We start from the raw sequence: 15,420 nt of genomic DNA on the forward strand, positions 1-15,420 counted from the left end.
AACGGCTCAGTAGACGACTTATGGGGGTCATCGGAAATCGGATGGAGCCGAATCGCATGTCGATACGTCTATTCGGCGATGTCGCGCGACGTTCCGAGCACGACGCCGAAGTGACCGAAGTACAAGTGCAGGTGTGACGGAGGTGCAGGGCGATGGCCGGTTTCCGGAGTCTGGCAAGACAGGTGCGCGATCCGCGGTGTGATCTGGCACTGCGGCGCTATTCGCTGCGCAAGTGCCTGGAAAGGTTCGCCCCTTATGGGCATCGGGCGACCTGGGACCACTTGTGCTCCCGGGCCGGGTTCGGCCCCGAGGACCGCAACCCCGATCCAGCGCGGCTCGTGGCCGCACTGGACGAGTTGGAGGAGGCCCGCTCCGTCTGGCTCGACTACGAGGTGCAGTTCGCGCGGCGCCGCAAGAGGGAGAAGCACGACGGGCTGCGCAGGCCGGGCAGTGTCGACGACTGGCACCGGCTGACCTGGGGCGGCTTCGGGGTCGCCTGGTGCGACGACCCGAAGGTCCATCCCGACGAACCCCTCGCGGAGGTGCTGCGCCGGCTCATCGCCGCGCTGGAGCGCGAACCGGGCTCGACCTGCCCGGTGTGCGACGGCGAGCGCCTCGTCTGGAAGTACGACCTGGCCCATGAACCGTCCGCGGGCCCGGTCTGCACGGAGTGCGGAATCGTGGTGCCTCGACCGGTACTGACACCCGAGGCCCTGGCCGGAACCAGGCGCGTACGGATGCTGGTGTCGGCGTAGCACGCCGGGGGTGCGCCGGGGATGCCGCACCCCCGTGCAGGCACGGCGTGGCAACCGCCGTCTCCGGGGGTCCCGCCGGGGGCTTTCGGCCTCTTCGGCCCCGGTGCCGTCGGCTACGGCTCCTCGACGTCCGTGTGGATGGCGAGCTTGAACTCGGCGAGGGTGAGCGGCGTGGTCCGTGTGGTGTCCCCCAGCCCACGCGCCGTCACCTTCAGCCCGAGCGGCATGCCCCTGCGCACGAACATCTGCCACAGGTACGTACGGAACTGCCCGCCCCCGGTGAGCGCGCTGTCGGTGGTGCCCGTCGAGTCGTACCTCTGCTCGGTCATGTTCAGCGGGTCGCGCACGAAGCGGGCCCGGTACTCCCGTGCCCGCGGGTCCGCGTCCCAGAACACCATCGCGGAGAGCACACCCCAGCCGTCGTGGCTGGGCCAGATCAGTCCCGAGCGCGGGTCGGGGAACTCCGACGGGGTGTCACCGCCGTTCGCCGGGTCGTGCATGTTCCACGGGTCGTACGACTCCTCCGTCAGCCCGTACGGGAAGCGCACCAGGTGGTAGCCGTCCGCGTCGTAACTGACCCGCTGGGCCCCCGAGCGCGCGCTCTCCCACTTCAGCGAACAAATGACGACGCTCATCGACGTTCCTCTTCGTGCCGGGGCCGGCGCTCCGGGGCGCGCGACCCTACCAGCCGCAAATTCTGTCGCTCCACCCCTTTCCCATACGGACAGTTGGGGGCGATGAAACCGAGCTGAGCACACGAGGAGTGCCCGATGTCGACGCTGCGCGTCACCGCCGAAGTGCTGACGATCCATGAACACCCGAACGCCGACGCGCTGGAGCTGGCCCAAGTGGGCCTGTACCGCGCCGTCGTGGCGAAGGGCGCGTACCGCACCGGTGACACCGCCGTCTACATCCCCGAGCAGTCGGTGCTCCCGGCCGGGCTGATCGAGGAGCTGGGGCTCACCGGGCGGCTCGCCGGCTCCAGGTCGGACCGGGTGAAGGCGGTACGGCTGCGGGGCGAGCTCTCGCAGGGCATCGTGTGCCGGCCGAAGGCGCTGGCCGACGTGGACCTGACGGCGGCGGTCGCCGAGGGCACCGACTTCGCGGAGCGGCTCGGCATCGTGAAGTGGGTGCCGCCGATCCCGCCCACGATGAGCGGCGAGGTCGAGTCGGCGCCGGAACTGCTGCCCTGGGTCGACATCGAGAACATCCAGCGCTACCCGGACATCTTCACGCCCGGCGAGCCGGTGGTCCTCACGGAGAAGCTGCACGGCTCGGCCTGCCTGGTGACGTATCTCGCCGAGGACGGCCGCGTCCAGGTCTCCTCGAAGGGCTTCGGCTCCAAGTCCCTGGCGTTGAAGGAGGATGCGCGCAACCTGTACTGGCGCGCGGTCCACGGCCACGGGGTCCCGGAGGTCGCCGCCCGGCTCGCGCGGCGGCTCGGCGCACGCCGGGTCGGCGTCTTCGGCGAGGTGTACGGCGCGGGGGTGCAGGACCTGACGTACGGCGCCGACGGTCGGCGGGACACCCTCGGTTACGCCGTGTTCGACGTCTCCGCGGAGATCGACGGCCGGGTGCGCTGGCTGGACACCGCCGAGCTGGCCGATCTGCTCGACGGCGAACTGCCCCTCGTACCGCGGCTGTACGAAGGTCCGTACGCCATCGACCGGGTGCTGGAGGTCGCGACGGGCCGGGAGACGGTCTCCGGGCGGGAGCTGCATCTGCGCGAGGGCGTGGTGATCCGGCCGGCCGTCGAGCGGTACAGCCCGGTGACGGGCGGGCGGGCCATCGCCAAGGCGGTCAGCCCGGCGTATCTGACCCGCAAGGGCGGCACCGAGTACGAGTGATGAGGCCCCCCACGGGATCTTCGGGGGACTTCGGGGGACCCCTCGGCCATAGGCCCGGGAACGGCCGCTCGCCGGTCGTGCCCGGGTGCTCGCCGCGCCCGGGCGCTCGCCGTTCCCCGTCCGCTCGGGCCCGCTACTCGGCGGTCGTACCGGTGTGGGGCTCGGCCGCCGTGCCGGTCCGGCGCTCGACCATGAGCCGGGACCCGGACTGCCGTTCGCCGAAGACGTCGTCGGGGTTGGACAGCACACAGGTGGCCAGGGACAGACAGCCGCAGCCGATGCAGTCGGTGAGGTGGTCGCGGAGCCGGTTGAGCTGCTTGATCCGCTCGTCGAGCTCGGAGCGCCATGCCTCGGACAGACGCGCCCAGTCCTCCCGGGTGGGCGTGCGCTCCTCGGGCAGCTCGGCGAGCGCCTCCCGGATCGTGGCGAGCGGGATGCCGACGCGCTGCGCGGCCCGCACGAAGGCGACGCGGCGCAGGGTGTCACGGGTGTAGCGGCGCTGGTTTCCCGCGGTGCGGCGGCTGCTGATCAGCCCCTTGGACTCGTAGAAGTGCAGGGCCGAGACGGCGGCACCGCTACGGGCGGACAGCTGGCCGACGGTCAACTCGTGGATCTTCTCTGGAATCTGGGGCACCCCTCCGAGCCTACCGACACCGGGCGGCACCGCGTCCGTTGACAGGAGTCGTCCACCCGACCATGCTAAGCAGTTGCTTAGGCATATGGGACAGGGTTGACGCGGATGCGGTGGCATCCGGGATGCGGGAGGCCGGGACATGGCAGAGCCGAGGATCTTCACGTCCGCCGAGGAGCTGAAGGCGGCGGTGGGCGAGCAGCTGGGGTACAGCGACTGGCTGGAGGTCGACCAGAAGCGGATCGACCTCTTCGCGGAGGCCACCGGCGACCACCAGTGGATCCATGTCGACCCGGAGAAGGCGGCCGCAGGGCCCTTCGGCACGACCATCGCCCACGGCTATCTGACCCTGTCGCTGCTTCCGCTGTTCGTGCCCCAGGTACTGAAGGTCGACAACGTGAGGATGGGCGTCAACTACGGCACCAACAAGGTGCGGTTCCCAGCGCCCGTCCCCGTGGGCTCACGGCTGCGGGCCACGGCGACCCTCCAGGACGTCACGGAGGTCGGCGACGGTGTGCAGGTGACCGCCGCGGTGGTCGTGGAGCGCGAGGGCGGCGACAAGCCGGTGTGCGTGGCGGAGTCCGTGTCGCGCTACTACTTCTGAGCCGGTGATGTGGCGCGGCTTCCGAGCCGGCCCCGTGGCGCGGCGGAGGTGACCGCCGCGCCACGGGGCCGCTGCTCGCCCCGGTCGGGCGTCGCCCGCCGGGGCGGGCCGCCGTCACCGGGCTCAGGGGGCCACGGCGCGTCCGGTCTGCGGCGAGATCCGCCCGGCGCACAGACCGCGAGCGGCCAGCGTCTGCGCGATGCGCGGGATCGCCGCACGCGTGTTCGCGGGCCCGTCGTGCATGAGGATGACCTGCCCGTTGGTGAGCCGGCCGACGGACTGCACGATCGCGTCCGCGCTCGCGTTGTTCCAGTCCTGCGAGTCGACGTTCCACAGGATCTCGGTCAGGCCGCGCCCGGCCGCGACGGACTTCACCGTCGCGTTGGTGTCCCCGTACGGCGGCCGGAACAACTGCGGAGTGCCGCCGCCCGCGTTCGCGACGGCCTGCTGGGTGCGGGCGAGCTCCGAGTCGATCTGCGCCGTGGAGAGCCGGGTCAGATACGGGTGCGTGTAGCTGTGGTTGGCCACCCACATCCCGGCGGAGACCTGGGCGCGGACCTGGGCCGGGTTGGCCGCCGCGTTCTGGCCCGTGTTGAACATCGTGGCCCGCAGCCCGTTCTGCCGCAGCGCGTTGAGCAGGGCCGGGGTGTTGCCGGTCGGGCCGTCGTCGAAGGTGAGCCCGACGTACCCGTTGCAGGCGGCGGCCTCTGCGGGCGCGGCGGTGCCGGCGCCGAGGAGGCCCACGGCGGCCATCACGACGGCGGCCGGGAGCGCCACCAGTGAACGTACGGACCGGCGCCGGGACGGACGTGCCGACGAACGTGGCGGGAACGGAACGGCCATCGTCATCCGCCGACCGTGATGCTGGAGCTGCCGCTGCTCTGGTAGCCCTCGGTCGCCATGATCATGTAGTAGCGGAAGTTGCCCAGGGGCATTCCGGCCCGGCCCCAGGCGTCGAAGTGGTTGCCGGTGGTGATGCTGCCGCCGGTCCGCCTCGACTGACGGACGCTCCAGTACTGGTCGAAGGTGCGGGTGCCCTCGACGGACGGCGCGTTGTACCGCGTCGTCCGGTAGATGTCGTACGTGCCGCCGTCGCTGTTGACCGTGCCGCGGTAGGTCCCCGTGGGCCGGAAGGTGCCCCAGTTGTCGACGATGTAGTACTCGACGAGCGGGTTCGAGGTCCAGCCGTAGAGGCACAGGTACGCGTTGCCCGACGGGCTGAAGCTGCCCGAGTAGGTCACCGTCCTGCGGGAGCCGTTGCTCCAGCCCTTTCCGCAGACGAAGTTGCCGGTGTTGCGCCAGGAGGTCCGGTAGGCGCCGCCGCCGGCCAGGGTCATGGAGACGGTTCCCGGGGCGTCGGTCCAGAACGAGTAGTAGAAACCGTTGTTCGTGCCGGTCTGGTTGCTGGTGACGACCGTGTCGGCGTGGGCGGTGCCGGGCAGAGTGAGCGTGGTCGCGGCGGCCAGCGCGGTGGCGCCGACGCCGCCGAGGAACAGCCTGCGGCTGGGGTTGCCGGGCGCGGGTGCGGGTGCGTCGTTCATGTGGCGTGCTTCCTCCCTCTCGTGGAGCCCTGTCACCGGGAGTGTTGAACTGCCCCTGTCAACTGTCAATGGTTTCGGCAATGATCCCGAAACATTCGCCCTACCTCATGGAGTACCGGAAAGCCGTTTTACCTGTGCAGAAGCCTTGATCACCGAACCCTGGAAATTTCATTCACCACTGCCGGGGAATCGAAGATCCAAAGGAGTGAGCGTGACTTCGAATGTTTCGAAGGCCGGACCGAACCATGCCGAAACCGCCCGGCGTCATGGAGACGAGCCGGGCGGCTGATGCGAGGACTGCCAGGGGGCAGGCGCCCCTACTTCGTGGCGCCCACCATGCGCAGGACCAGGTCGGCGTAGAGCGCGCCCACCTCGTCGGGCGTGCGCGGGCCGTTGACGTTGAACCAGCGGGCGACGTCGATGCAGAGGGAGAGGACCGCCACGGTGGTGCCCCTGACGTCGGGGACGTCGAAGTCGCCGGCGGCGACGCCGTCCTCGATGATGCCGCGGACGGCCGCGTCGTTCTGGCGGCGCAGGGCGACGATCTCGGCGCGGGCGTCGGGGCCCAGCGCGTCGAGCTCGTACTGGACGACACGGGCGACGGTGTGCTGACCGGCGTGCCAGCGGACGAAGGAGCGTACGGCCTCGGCGAGGCGGTCGGCCGGGGTGCCCTCGGAGTCGGCCGCGGTGCGCAGGACGTCGAGGGCCTTCTCGTGGCCGATGCGGCTGATCCGGTGGAGCAGCTCTTCCTTCGTCTTGTAATGGATGTAGAGCGCGGCCGGGCTCATGCCCGCGCGGCCCGCGATGTCACGGGTCGTCGTGGCGTGGTAGCCGCGCTCGGCGAAGGCCTCCACGGCGGCCACCAGCAGCCGCCGGGCCGCGTCCGGGCTGACCTCGCCCCACGGCTGCGGCTCGCCGCCGGCCGTCTCCTCCGCCGTATTCATCGATCGTTCGCCCCTTCCCTGGCTGGGCACCACCATACCGCCGAGGGTGAGCGAGCGCTTAGAGTGCCCGCTCAGCGGGGTGGGCGGGAGGGGCAGACGGAGTGCGCCGCCGTACGGCGGCGGTGGGCCGGGCACGTCTCGCGGACGGCGGGGAGGGCCGTCAGAGCTTCTCGAAGGGGTCGTGCTCGGCGAGGAGCTTCTCCAGCCTGGCCTGGTCGACCCGGCTGACGATCTGCCCGGCCTCCTGCCGGTCGCGGATCACCTTGGACAGGGTGAAGGCCGAGGTCACGAGGTACAGGACCGCGATGGCCAGAAACGCGCGCACCCAGGTGTCGGCGTCCAGGTTGTAGATGCCGATGCCGGTGGCCGCCATGGCGACGGCGAACGACGCGACGGCCTGCCCGTAGAAGGCGGCCGTGTTCTGCTGCTTGACCGGTGTCTCACTCATGGGGACCAGGATCGACGGATGTGGGGCATGCCACATCCGTCCGGATACTCAGTCCCGGACCGCCCCGGGTACTCAGAACGCCGACACACCGGTCAGCGCCCGCCCGATGAGGAGCTTCTGGATCTGACTGGTGCCCTCGTACAGGGTCATCACGCGGGCGTCGCGCAGGAGTTTGCCGACCGGGTACTCGTCGATGTAGCCGTAGCCGCCGAAGACCTGGAGGGCGTTGTTCGCGGCGCGGACGGCGGCCTCGGAGGCGAACAGCTTGGCCTTGCTCGCCTCGGTGGCGAATGGCAGGCCCCGGTCGACGAGGTCGGCGACGCGCCAGGTCAGCAGCCGGGCGGCGTCGACGTCGACCGCGATGTCGCTGAGGAGTTCCTGGACGAGCTGGTGGTGGGCGATCGGCCTGCCGAACTGCTCGCGTTCGCCGGCGTACCGGACCGCCGCGTCCAGTGCGGCCTGGGCGATGCCGACGCAGCCCGCGGCGACCGACATCCGGCCCTTGGCGAGCGCCGACATGGCGACACCGAAGCCCTTGCCCTCGGGGCCGAGCATCGCGGAGGCGGGGACGCGGACACCCTCCAGGACCAGCTCGGCGGTGGCCTGGCCGCGCAGGCCCAGCTTGCCGTGGACGGTGCGGCGGGTCAGGCCGGGGGTGTCGGTGGGGACGAGGAACGCGGTGACGCCCTTGTGGCCGGGGGCGTCGGTGGAGCGGGCGAAGAGGAGGACGACATCGGCCCAGGTGCCGTTGGTGATGAACATCTTGGTGCCGTCGAGGACGTAGTCGTCGCCGTCGCGGACCGCGCGGGTGGCGAGGTTGCCGGCGTCGGAGCCGGTGCCGGGCTCGGTGAGGCCGAAGCAGCCGACGTACTCCCCCGCCGTCAGCCCCGGCAGCCAGCGCCTCTTCTGCTCCTCGCTCCCCCAGGCCGCGATCGTCTTGGCGACCAGGCCGAGGGAGACGGAGACGATGCCGCGCACGGAGGAGTCACCGCGGCCGAGTTCCTCGGTGACCAGGCAGTACGCGAGGTGGTCGCCGCCGGAGCCGCCGTACTCCTCGTCGACGGTGAGACCCAGGAAGCCGACGTCGCCGAGCTTCTTCACGATCGACCGGTCGACGCTCTCGGCGCGGTCCCACTCCACGACATGCGGGGCGATCTCGCGCTCCACGAAGTCCCGGGCGAGTCGGCGGGCGGCGGTCTGCTCCTCGCTGAGCTCCAGGTTCACGACGGCCCACCCCTTCTTAATTACCAGTGCTAGTTTAATGGCGCACCCCTACTATGTGCGCCATGGCCCGACCGCGCAAGCCCCTGCTGAGCACCGACCGCATCGTGGAGACGGCACGTCAACTGGTCGACGCGGAGGGGCTGGCGGCCCTCTCCACCCGGCGGCTCGCCGCCGAGCTGGGGGTGAGCGGGCCTTCCCTCTACAACCACTTCCGCACCAAGGACCAGATCCTGGAAGCGGTCGCCGACTCGGTGAGCGCCCAGGTCGATCTGTCGATGTTCGAGGACGGTCGCGACTGGCGCACCGCGCTGCACGACTGGGCGCTCTCCTACCGGAGCGCCCTGCGCGACCACCCGAACATCGTGCCCGTCCTCGCGCGGGGGCCCGGACGGCGCCCCGCCGGGCTGCGCGTGGCGGACGCGGTCTTCGGCGCCATGGTCGACGCGGGGTGGCCCGCGGCGCAGGCCACGTCCATCGGTGCGCTGATGCGGTACTTCATCATGGGGTCGGCCCTCGGGTCGTTCGCCGGGGGGTTCGTGGACGACGAGAGCGCGTACGACCCTGCGGACTACCCGCATCTCGGTCAGGCGCATCTGCTGGCCGAACAGCAGCAGAAGGTCGACGAGCGGGCGTTCGAAGCGGGCTTGAACGCGTTGCTGGAGGGGCTCGCGGCGCAGTACGAGCGGGTGGTGCGGCAGGGTTCCTGAGGGTTGTCCCGCAATCCCCGGCGGGCGCCCGACGCCGGGAATTACGGGACAACCCTCAGGCGGACGGAGGTCGGTACGGGCGCAGCAGGGTCCTGCGCCCGTGCCCCGGCGGGCCGGCCCTCCCAGCTGGGCGTCCGAAATCCGCGAGCCCTCCCGCGGCCGGCCGCCTAGCTTGGGGGCATGACAGAGAACTCCCGGGCCCGTCGCGCCCGCCGGGCCGAGTTGCTCGCCGGCGCGGCCGCCCTGGTGACCGTCGTGTTGTGGGCGTCGGCCTTCGTGTCCATCCGCAGTGCCGGGAAGGCGTACTCGCCAGGGGCGCTGGCACTGGGTCGGCTGGCGGCAGGGGCGGTGGCGCTCGGGCTGATCTGGGCGGTGCGGCGGGAGGGATGGCCGCCGCGGGCCGCGTGGCGGGGGATCGCCGTGTCCGGGGCACTCTGGTTCGGTGTCTACATGGTCGCCCTGAACTGGGGCGAGCAGCAGGTCGACGCGGGGACGGCGGCGCTGGTCGTCAACATCGGCCCCCTCCTCATCGCCCTGCTCGGCGCCCGACTGCTGGGCGACCCGATGCCACCCCGGCTGCTCGCGGGGATGGCGGTGTCGTTCGCGGGCGCCGCCGCGGTGGGTCTTTCGATGTCCGGCGGGGGCGGGGCGTCGGTGCTGGGAGTCGTGCTGTGTGTGCTCGCGGCGGTGGCGTACGCGGGCGGCGTGGTGGCGCAGAAGCCGGCGCTGGGCTCCGCGAGCGCCCTCCAGGTGACCACCTTCGGCTGTCTCGTCGGCGCGGTGCTGTGCCTGCCGTTCGCCGGACAGCTGGTACGGGAGGCGGCCCACGCGCCGGTCTCCGCGACGCTCAACATGGTGTACCTGGGCGTCTTCCCGACCGCGCTGGCGTTCACGACCTGGGCGTACGCCCTGGCCCGTACGACCGCGAGCCGGATGGGCGCGACCACGTACGCCGTGCCCGCGCTGGTCGTCCTGATGTCATGGCTGGCCCTGGGTGAGGTACCGGGGCCGCTCACCCTGGCCGGTGGTGCGCTGTGCCTGGCGGGTGTGGCGGTGTCGCGCTCCCGGCCGCGGTCGGGGGCGCGGGGTGCGACCGACGCCGCGGGGGTGACCGGAGTGGCCGAGGGGACGGATGTGGCCGTGGCCGTGGCTCCGGACACGGTTCCGGAGCCACGGCCACAGCGTGGGCAGACCTCCTAGGCGCCAAGGGGCGGGCGGGACCTGGCTGACACGTGTCGGCGGCTAACCGACCTGTTCCGCGGGCTCCGTCCGTGGCGCCGGTTCCGGCCGCGTACCCGCCCGGCGGGCGAGGACCCTGATCGACAGCAGCGCCACCACCGAGAGCACGATGATGTATCCGGACACCGCCATGGACGTGCCCGTGGCCTCCAGGAGCAGCACCATCAGGAACGGGGCGAGACCGCCGCCGAACACCGCCGCGATCTGGTAGCCGAGCGAGGCCCCCGTGTAACGCATCTCGGGTGTGAACAGCTCGGCGAACAGGGCGGCCTGGGGCCCGTACATGATGCTGAGGAAGCAGCTGGCGACGAAGGTGCCGACGGCCAGCCACACCAGCGACCCGGTGTCGATGAGCAGGAAGAGGGGCACGGCCCACAGGGCGATGCCGGCCGCGCCGAACGCGTAGATCCGGATCCGGCCGACCCGGTCGGAGAGGGCCGCGGCGGCGGGGATCAGGACCAGCTGGGTGAGGCTGACACAGAGCGAGACGGCGAGGACGGCGCCGCGCCTCATGTCGAGTTCGCGGGTGGTGTAGTCGAGGACGCCGGTGATGAGGATGTAGAACGTCGCGGTGTTCACGGCGAACGAGCCGCCGGCGAGGAGGACGGTGCCGAGGTGCCCGCGGAGGATCGTCCGGAGCGGTGAGCTCTTCTCGCTCCTCTCCTTGTCCGCCAGCGCCCGTTCCGCCGCCCGGAACTCGGGGGTCTCCTCGACCCGGCGGTGGATGTACCAGGCGAGGCCGAGGACGAACAGGCCGATCAGGAAGGGGATGCGCCAGCCCCACGCGGCGAACGCGGTCTCACTGGTGGTGGCGCCCACGACGAGGAACACGGTGTTGGCGCTCACCACACCGATCGGCACGCCGAGCTGGACGAAGCTGCCGTAGACCCCGCGCTTGCCCTCGGGGGCGTACTCGGTGGCGAGCAGCATCGCGCCGCCCCACTGGGCGCCGACGGCGACGCCCTGGGCGACTCGGAGGAGGACGAGCAGGACCGGCGCGGCGATCCCGATCGTCTCGTACGTGGGGAGGAGCCCGATGCCGGTGGTGGCGAGGCCCATCAGGGTGAGGGCCAGCACCAGCATCGGCTTGCGGCCGCGCTTGTCGCCGAGGTGACCGGCGACGATTCCGCCGAGGGGACGGGCGAGGAAGCCGACGGCGAAGGTGGCGAACGCGGCGAGGACTCCCGCGGAGGAACTGCCGGCCGGGAAGTACAGGTCGCCCAGGACCAGGGCGGCGGCTATGCCGAAGACGAAGTAGTCGTACCACTCGACGGCCGAGGCCAGTGCCGCGGCCGTGGCGACCTTGCGGCGGTGGCGGGGGTCGGGGGTGGCGGCCTGGGCGGGGCTGGTGCCGGGCTCGGGCTCGGGCTGCTGGGGACGGGGAGAAGGAGCGGTGTCCATGCGTGCACACTCCGGTGGGTGCGGGGACGTTGCGGGGGAACGTACTGACCGGACGGTATGCGGGTCAACGGTTCTGCACGATCGGGTTCCGGGTGCCCGGCGACTCGGGGGTGCGCGGTTCGTCGGCGGATGCGGGTGGGTGGGGGTTTCCCGTGCGGTTCCCCGCGGCCGGCCGCCACCCACCCCGCACGTCCGCACGCAGCCGAAACCGCCCCCTCGGCCACCGGCGGGAACGAGGGGGCGGCGGGGCGGAGCCCCTCAGGTCAGAACGTCACCACCGCCCGGCCGCCCTTGCCCGCGCGCATGTTGTCGAACGCCGCCGGGATGTCGTCCAACGAGATGCGGTCCGTGACCAGCGCACCGAGGTCGAGACGGCCGGCCCTGACATGGTCGGCCAGCACCGGCAGATCACGCGCCGGGTCCGAGTTGCCGTAGACGCAGCCGGACAGGGTGCGCCCCCAGTGGAAGATCTCCAGCGCGTTGAACGTGACCTGCTGCTCCTTGCCGCCGATCCCGACGACCGTCGTACGGCCGCCCCGCCGCGTGGACTCCCAGGCCGTACGGATCGTCACCGCCCGCCCCACGCACTCCACGGCGACGTCCACCCCCTGCTTCCCGGTCAGCGCACGGATCTCACGGGCGGTGTCCTCGGAGGCGACGACGAACTCCGTCGCCCCGGCCGCCCGCGCCAGCTCCTCCTTCGCCGGGGAGACGTCCACCGCCACGATGCGCGACGCCTCCGCGATCCGCGCCGCCTGGAGCGCCGCGAGCCCCACCCCGCCGACCCCGAACACGGCGACGGTCTCACCCGCCCGCACCCGAGTCGAGTGGTGGACCGCCCCGTACCCGGTCAGGACGGCGCAGCCGAGGAGGGCCGCGTCGGCGAGCGGAACTCCGTCCGGGGCAGGCAGTACGCAGCCGGCGGCCACCACCGTCTCCTGCGCGAACGCGGCCACGTTGAGGCCGGGGTGGAGGTCGGTGCCGTCGGACGCGCGCCGGGCGTACACGTTCCCCACGCCCGCCAGCGCGTTCGCGCACAGCCACACCTCCCCGAGCGAGCAGGCATGGCAACCGCCGCAGGAAGGGGCCCAGTTGAGGACGACCCCGGCACCGGGCGAGACATGGGTGACCCCCTCCCCGACGGCCAGCACCGTCCCCGCCCCCTCATGCCCGAGTACGGCGGGCACCGGCACCCGCATCGTCCCGTCGGACAGCGACAGGTCGGAGTGGCAGACCCCGGCGGCGGCGAGCCGCACCCGGACCTGGCCGGGCCCTGGCTCCGGCAGCTCGATCTCGGCGATCTCCAACGGTGCCCCGACGGCGGGCAGTACGGCGGCTCGAACAGTCATGACGGAACGGCTCTCCTACAGCTACGGCAACGGCAACGGCAACGGCAACGGCAACGGCAACGGCACATCTTGCCCGGGAAGCGGCTCGGCGGAAGCGGCGGGCGCCGGGAACCGGCGCCGCCCCGCCAGGCGACCGCGCTCTAGAACTGGAGCGACTTCGTCTGGAGGTACTCGGCCAGGCCGTGGGCGCCCAGTTCGCGGCCCACCCCCGACTGCTTGTAACCGCCGAACGGCGCCAGCGGGTTGAAGCGGCCGCCGTTGATGTCGACCTGGCCGGTGTCCATGCGGCGGGCGAAGGCGACCGCCTCGGCCTCGTCGGCCGCCCAGACGGCGCCGGCGAGCCCGTACACCGTGCCGTTGGCGATGCGCAGCGCGTCCTCCTCGTCCTCGTAGCGGAGGACGGACAGCACGGGACCGAAGATCTCCTCCTGGGCGACGGTCATCTCGGGTGTCACGTCGGCGAGGACGGTGGGGCTGACGAAGTAGCCCTTCCCACGCGGGGATCCGGGGCCGCCGGCGACCAGCCGGGCGCCCTCGGCGACGCCCTTCTCGATGTACCCGCGCACGCGGTCCCGCTGCTTGGCGTTGACCAGCGGGCCGAGGCGTTCGCCGTACTTCGCGGCGGCGGCCGCGGCCAGCTCGACCGCCTGCTCGTACTGGGAGGTGTGCACCAGCATCCGCGTCCAGGCGCTGCACGTCTGGCCGGAGTTGGACATGACGTTGGCGACGCCGACGTTGACCGCCTGGGCCAGGTCGGCGCTCGGCAGGATGACGTTGGCCGACTTGCCGCCGAGTTCCAGGGCCACCCTCTTGATCGCCCCGCCTGCGGTGGCGCCGATGCCGCGGCCGACCGCCGTCGATCCGGTGAAGGACACCATGTCGACGCCGTCGTGCGCGGCGAGGGCCTGCCCGGCGACGGTGCCGAGCCCGGTGACCAGGTTGAACACCCCTGCGGGCACCCCCGCCTCGTGCACGGCCTCCGCGAACAGCCGGGCGACGAGGGGGGTGTCCTCGGCGGGCTTCAGGACGACCGTGCAGCCGGCCGCGAGCGCCGGGGCGACCTTGGCGACGACCTGGTGCAGCGGGTAGTTCCAGGGCGTGATCGCGCCTACGACGCCGATGGGCTCGTGCAGCACGGTCGAGTTGCCGGCCTTCTCCTCGAAGGCGTACGTCGCGGCCAGTTCGGCGTACGAGCCCGCGACCGTGATCGGCAGATCCGCGTGCACCTTCCGGGAGAACGACGGCGGCGAGCCCAGCTCGGCCGTGACCGTCTCGGCGATCTCCTCCCGGCGGGCGGCGAGCGCGTCCCGCAGCGCGCCGATCACCGCCCCGCGCTGCGCGGGCGGTGTCGCGGCCCAGCCCGGCAGGGCGGCCCGGGCGGCGCGTACGGCGGCGTCGACGTCCTCGGCGGTGCCGGCCGGGACCCGGCCGATCACCCGCTCGTCGACCGGGTTCACCACCTCGATGGTGCCGGTGCCTACGGCGGGCCGCCACTCCCCGCCGATGTACATGCCGTCGTGTGCCTTCATCGTGGTGCCTTCCGGTGCGCCGATGGTCCGCACCAAAAACTAGCTCTGATAGTTTTCCGGCACCAGAGCGAGCAGATGTGACGACCGCCCCGCCCGCCGGGGCCCGCGTCGCGGAAGTTCCCTTTCAGGCAAGGCGCCCGCCACGGAAGCCGGCCCGTGTGCGGCCGTCCACCGTTCCCGGCGACTGAGCGGCAGTGGGCTGCCGCCAGGGCTGTCGCTCAGCCGGACGCCCCGGACGGTGTGTGTGGGGCCGGTGCCGTCCTCCCCCGGTGCCCAAGAGCCTGGGAGGCACCACCGGCGGGACCGCGTGCCCCAGGGCGCGCCTGCCGATCGCCGGCTCCGCGGCGTCGGCCGCCCCGGCGCAAGCCTGGCGTGGGTCCGGACGCCCCCGGAGCCGCCTGGGAAGCCGACCGCCGCTCCCCCACGCGCCGGTTCACCCCCTGCGCGCGGGACCCCGGACCTCGGTGAGGTGGGCGAAGACGACCACGTTGCTCGCGTAGCCCTTCCTCCGGTCGTACGCCCCGCCGCAGGTGATCAGGCGCAGCTCGGGGCGGTTACGGGTGCCGTAGACCACCTCGTTGGGGAAGCGGGCCTTCTCGTACGTCTTCACGGCGTCCACCGTGTAGACGGCGGTACGGCCGTCGGCGCGCCGGACCTCGACGGACCGGCCGCGTCCGACCATCTCCAGCGCGGCGAACACGGCGGGTCCCGTACGGGTGTCGCGATGGCCGACCACGACCGCCGTGCCGGGACCGCCGGGCGCGGGGCCGGCCGAGTACCAGCCGACCAGCTTCGGCTTGTCGTCCGGTGGCGCGGGCAGCCGCCCCTCGCGGTCGAGGCGGAGCCCCATGACCGGGGCCTTGATACCGAGGTAGGGGATGGCGAGGGTCTTCGCCGGCGAGTACGGGAGCGTTCGGGGCCGGGCGGGTCCACCCGGCTTCGCCGGCCGCGTGATGGTGGGGCGGGCGGGCCCGGAGGCCGCCGGCCGCGTGGTGGTGGGGCGGGCGGGCCCGGAGGCCGCCCCCGGCGAAGGCGAGCCGGGCGAACGCCCGCCGGACGCGGACGCCGGACGCGAAGGCGCCTCGGGTGCGGCGGTCGCGCGCGGTGGTGTGCGGGGCGTGGTCGCCGTCTTCGGGCGCGCCGCGGGCGACGGCGTGGAACGTGGAGGTGTGTAGTACCGGGGCGCCGGGGGGGGGGGGGG

General features: G+C 72.3%; 17 protein-coding genes. 6 read left to right on the top strand and 11 right to left on the bottom strand.

Annotated features, from left to right (window positions below):
- The first annotated feature begins 152 nt into the window (after nucleotides 1–152).
- A complete protein-coding gene (locus AC067N_RS23080; RefSeq protein ID WP_478680754.1) occupies nucleotides 153–755 on the top strand; it encodes a hypothetical protein in 603 nt (200 codons plus the stop codon).
- Between the two features lie 113 nt (nucleotides 756–868).
- On the opposite strand, the gene AC067N_RS23085 is transcribed toward AC067N_RS23080, so the two are convergent.
- Nucleotides 869–1,390, bottom strand: a complete 522-nt coding sequence (locus tag AC067N_RS23085) for a hypothetical protein (protein WP_478680755.1) — start codon at nucleotides 1,388–1,390, stop codon at nucleotides 869–871.
- A gap of 135 nt (nucleotides 1,391–1,525) precedes the next feature.
- Here AC067N_RS23085 and AC067N_RS23090 point away from each other — a divergent pair, with 135 nt between their 5' ends.
- A complete protein-coding gene (locus AC067N_RS23090) occupies nucleotides 1,526–2,602 on the top strand; it encodes an RNA ligase (ATP) (protein WP_478680756.1) in 1,077 nt (358 codons plus the stop codon).
- 133 nt (nucleotides 2,603–2,735) lie between these two features.
- Here AC067N_RS23090 and soxR read toward each other — a convergent pair whose 3' ends face one another.
- The gene (soxR, locus tag AC067N_RS23095; RefSeq protein ID WP_478680757.1) at nucleotides 2,736–3,236 is read right to left on the bottom strand and encodes a redox-sensitive transcriptional activator SoxR; all 501 of its coding nucleotides are present in this window, start codon (nucleotides 3,234–3,236) and stop codon (nucleotides 2,736–2,738) included.
- A gap of 139 nt (nucleotides 3,237–3,375) precedes the next feature.
- On the opposite strand from soxR, the gene AC067N_RS23100 reads away from it, so the two are divergent.
- A complete protein-coding gene (locus AC067N_RS23100; RefSeq protein WP_478680758.1) occupies nucleotides 3,376–3,837 on the top strand; it encodes a MaoC family dehydratase in 462 nt (153 codons plus the stop codon).
- Nucleotides 3,838–3,960: 123 nt separating this feature from the next.
- On the opposite strand, the gene AC067N_RS23105 is transcribed toward AC067N_RS23100, so the two are convergent.
- From AC067N_RS23105 to AC067N_RS23125, 5 genes are all read right to left on the bottom strand, one after another.
- Nucleotides 3,961–4,686 carry a polysaccharide deacetylase family protein gene (locus AC067N_RS23105; RefSeq protein ID WP_478680759.1) on the bottom strand — a complete coding sequence of 242 codons (726 nt, stop codon included), beginning with the start codon at nucleotides 4,684–4,686 and terminating at the stop codon, nucleotides 3,961–3,963.
- Nucleotides 4,683–5,378 carry a glycoside hydrolase family 11 protein gene (locus tag AC067N_RS23110; RefSeq protein ID WP_478680760.1) on the bottom strand — a complete coding sequence of 232 codons (696 nt, stop codon included), beginning with the start codon at nucleotides 5,376–5,378 and terminating at the stop codon, nucleotides 4,683–4,685. Before AC067N_RS23110 ends, AC067N_RS23105 begins: the two co-directional genes overlap by 4 nt.
- Before the next feature lie 317 nt (nucleotides 5,379–5,695).
- The gene (locus AC067N_RS23115) at nucleotides 5,696–6,322 is read right to left on the bottom strand and encodes a TetR/AcrR family transcriptional regulator (RefSeq protein WP_478680761.1); all 627 of its coding nucleotides are present in this window, start codon (nucleotides 6,320–6,322) and stop codon (nucleotides 5,696–5,698) included.
- 160 nt (nucleotides 6,323–6,482) lie between these two features.
- Nucleotides 6,483–6,770: a YiaA/YiaB family inner membrane protein gene (locus AC067N_RS23120; protein WP_478680762.1), complete on the bottom strand. Its 288-nt coding sequence runs from the start codon at nucleotides 6,768–6,770 to the stop codon at nucleotides 6,483–6,485.
- A gap of 72 nt (nucleotides 6,771–6,842) precedes the next feature.
- Nucleotides 6,843–7,994, bottom strand: coding sequence for an acyl-CoA dehydrogenase family protein (locus AC067N_RS23125; protein ID WP_478680763.1), 1,152 nt, complete (start codon nucleotides 7,992–7,994; stop codon nucleotides 6,843–6,845).
- Nucleotides 7,995–8,056: 62 nt separating this feature from the next.
- Between AC067N_RS23125 and AC067N_RS23130 the strand changes: the two genes are divergently transcribed.
- Both AC067N_RS23130 and AC067N_RS23135 read left to right on the top strand, forming a co-directional pair.
- Nucleotides 8,057–8,701 (top strand): TetR/AcrR family transcriptional regulator, encoded by a 645-nt coding sequence (locus AC067N_RS23130; protein WP_478680764.1) that lies wholly within the window; start codon nucleotides 8,057–8,059, stop codon nucleotides 8,699–8,701.
- A gap of 180 nt (nucleotides 8,702–8,881) precedes the next feature.
- Nucleotides 8,882–9,901 (top strand): DMT family transporter, encoded by a 1,020-nt coding sequence (locus tag AC067N_RS23135; protein ID WP_478680765.1) that lies wholly within the window; start codon nucleotides 8,882–8,884, stop codon nucleotides 9,899–9,901.
- Nucleotides 9,902–9,943: 42 nt separating this feature from the next.
- Here the strand turns inward: AC067N_RS23135 and AC067N_RS23140 are convergent, their stop codons facing one another.
- The 4 genes from AC067N_RS23140 to AC067N_RS23155 form a co-directional block, all read right to left on the bottom strand.
- Entirely contained in the window at nucleotides 9,944–11,341 is a 1,398-nt protein-coding gene (locus AC067N_RS23140) for an MFS transporter (protein ID WP_478680766.1), read from the bottom strand.
- Nucleotides 11,342–11,604: 263 nt separating this feature from the next.
- Nucleotides 11,605–12,690 (bottom strand): Zn-dependent alcohol dehydrogenase, encoded by a 1,086-nt coding sequence (locus AC067N_RS23145; protein ID WP_478680767.1) that lies wholly within the window; start codon nucleotides 12,688–12,690, stop codon nucleotides 11,605–11,607.
- A 140-nt stretch (nucleotides 12,691–12,830) separates the two neighbouring features.
- A complete protein-coding gene (locus AC067N_RS23150; protein ID WP_478680768.1) occupies nucleotides 12,831–14,219 on the bottom strand; it encodes an aldehyde dehydrogenase family protein in 1,389 nt (462 codons plus the stop codon).
- A gap of 433 nt (nucleotides 14,220–14,652) precedes the next feature.
- Nucleotides 14,653–15,174, bottom strand: coding sequence for a class F sortase (locus AC067N_RS23155; protein WP_478680868.1), 522 nt, complete (start codon nucleotides 15,172–15,174; stop codon nucleotides 14,653–14,655).
- On the opposite strand from AC067N_RS23155, the gene AC067N_RS23160 reads away from it, so the two are divergent.
- On the top strand, nucleotides 15,098–15,394 hold the full coding sequence (locus tag AC067N_RS23160) for a hypothetical protein (protein ID WP_478680769.1): 297 nt from the start codon (nucleotides 15,098–15,100) through the stop codon (nucleotides 15,392–15,394). The two genes, AC067N_RS23155 and AC067N_RS23160, sit on opposite strands and share 77 nt — an antisense overlap.
- The last annotated feature ends 26 nt before the right edge of the window (nucleotides 15,395–15,420 follow it).

This window comes from Streptomyces sp. NPDC042364 (assembly GCF_056437585.1).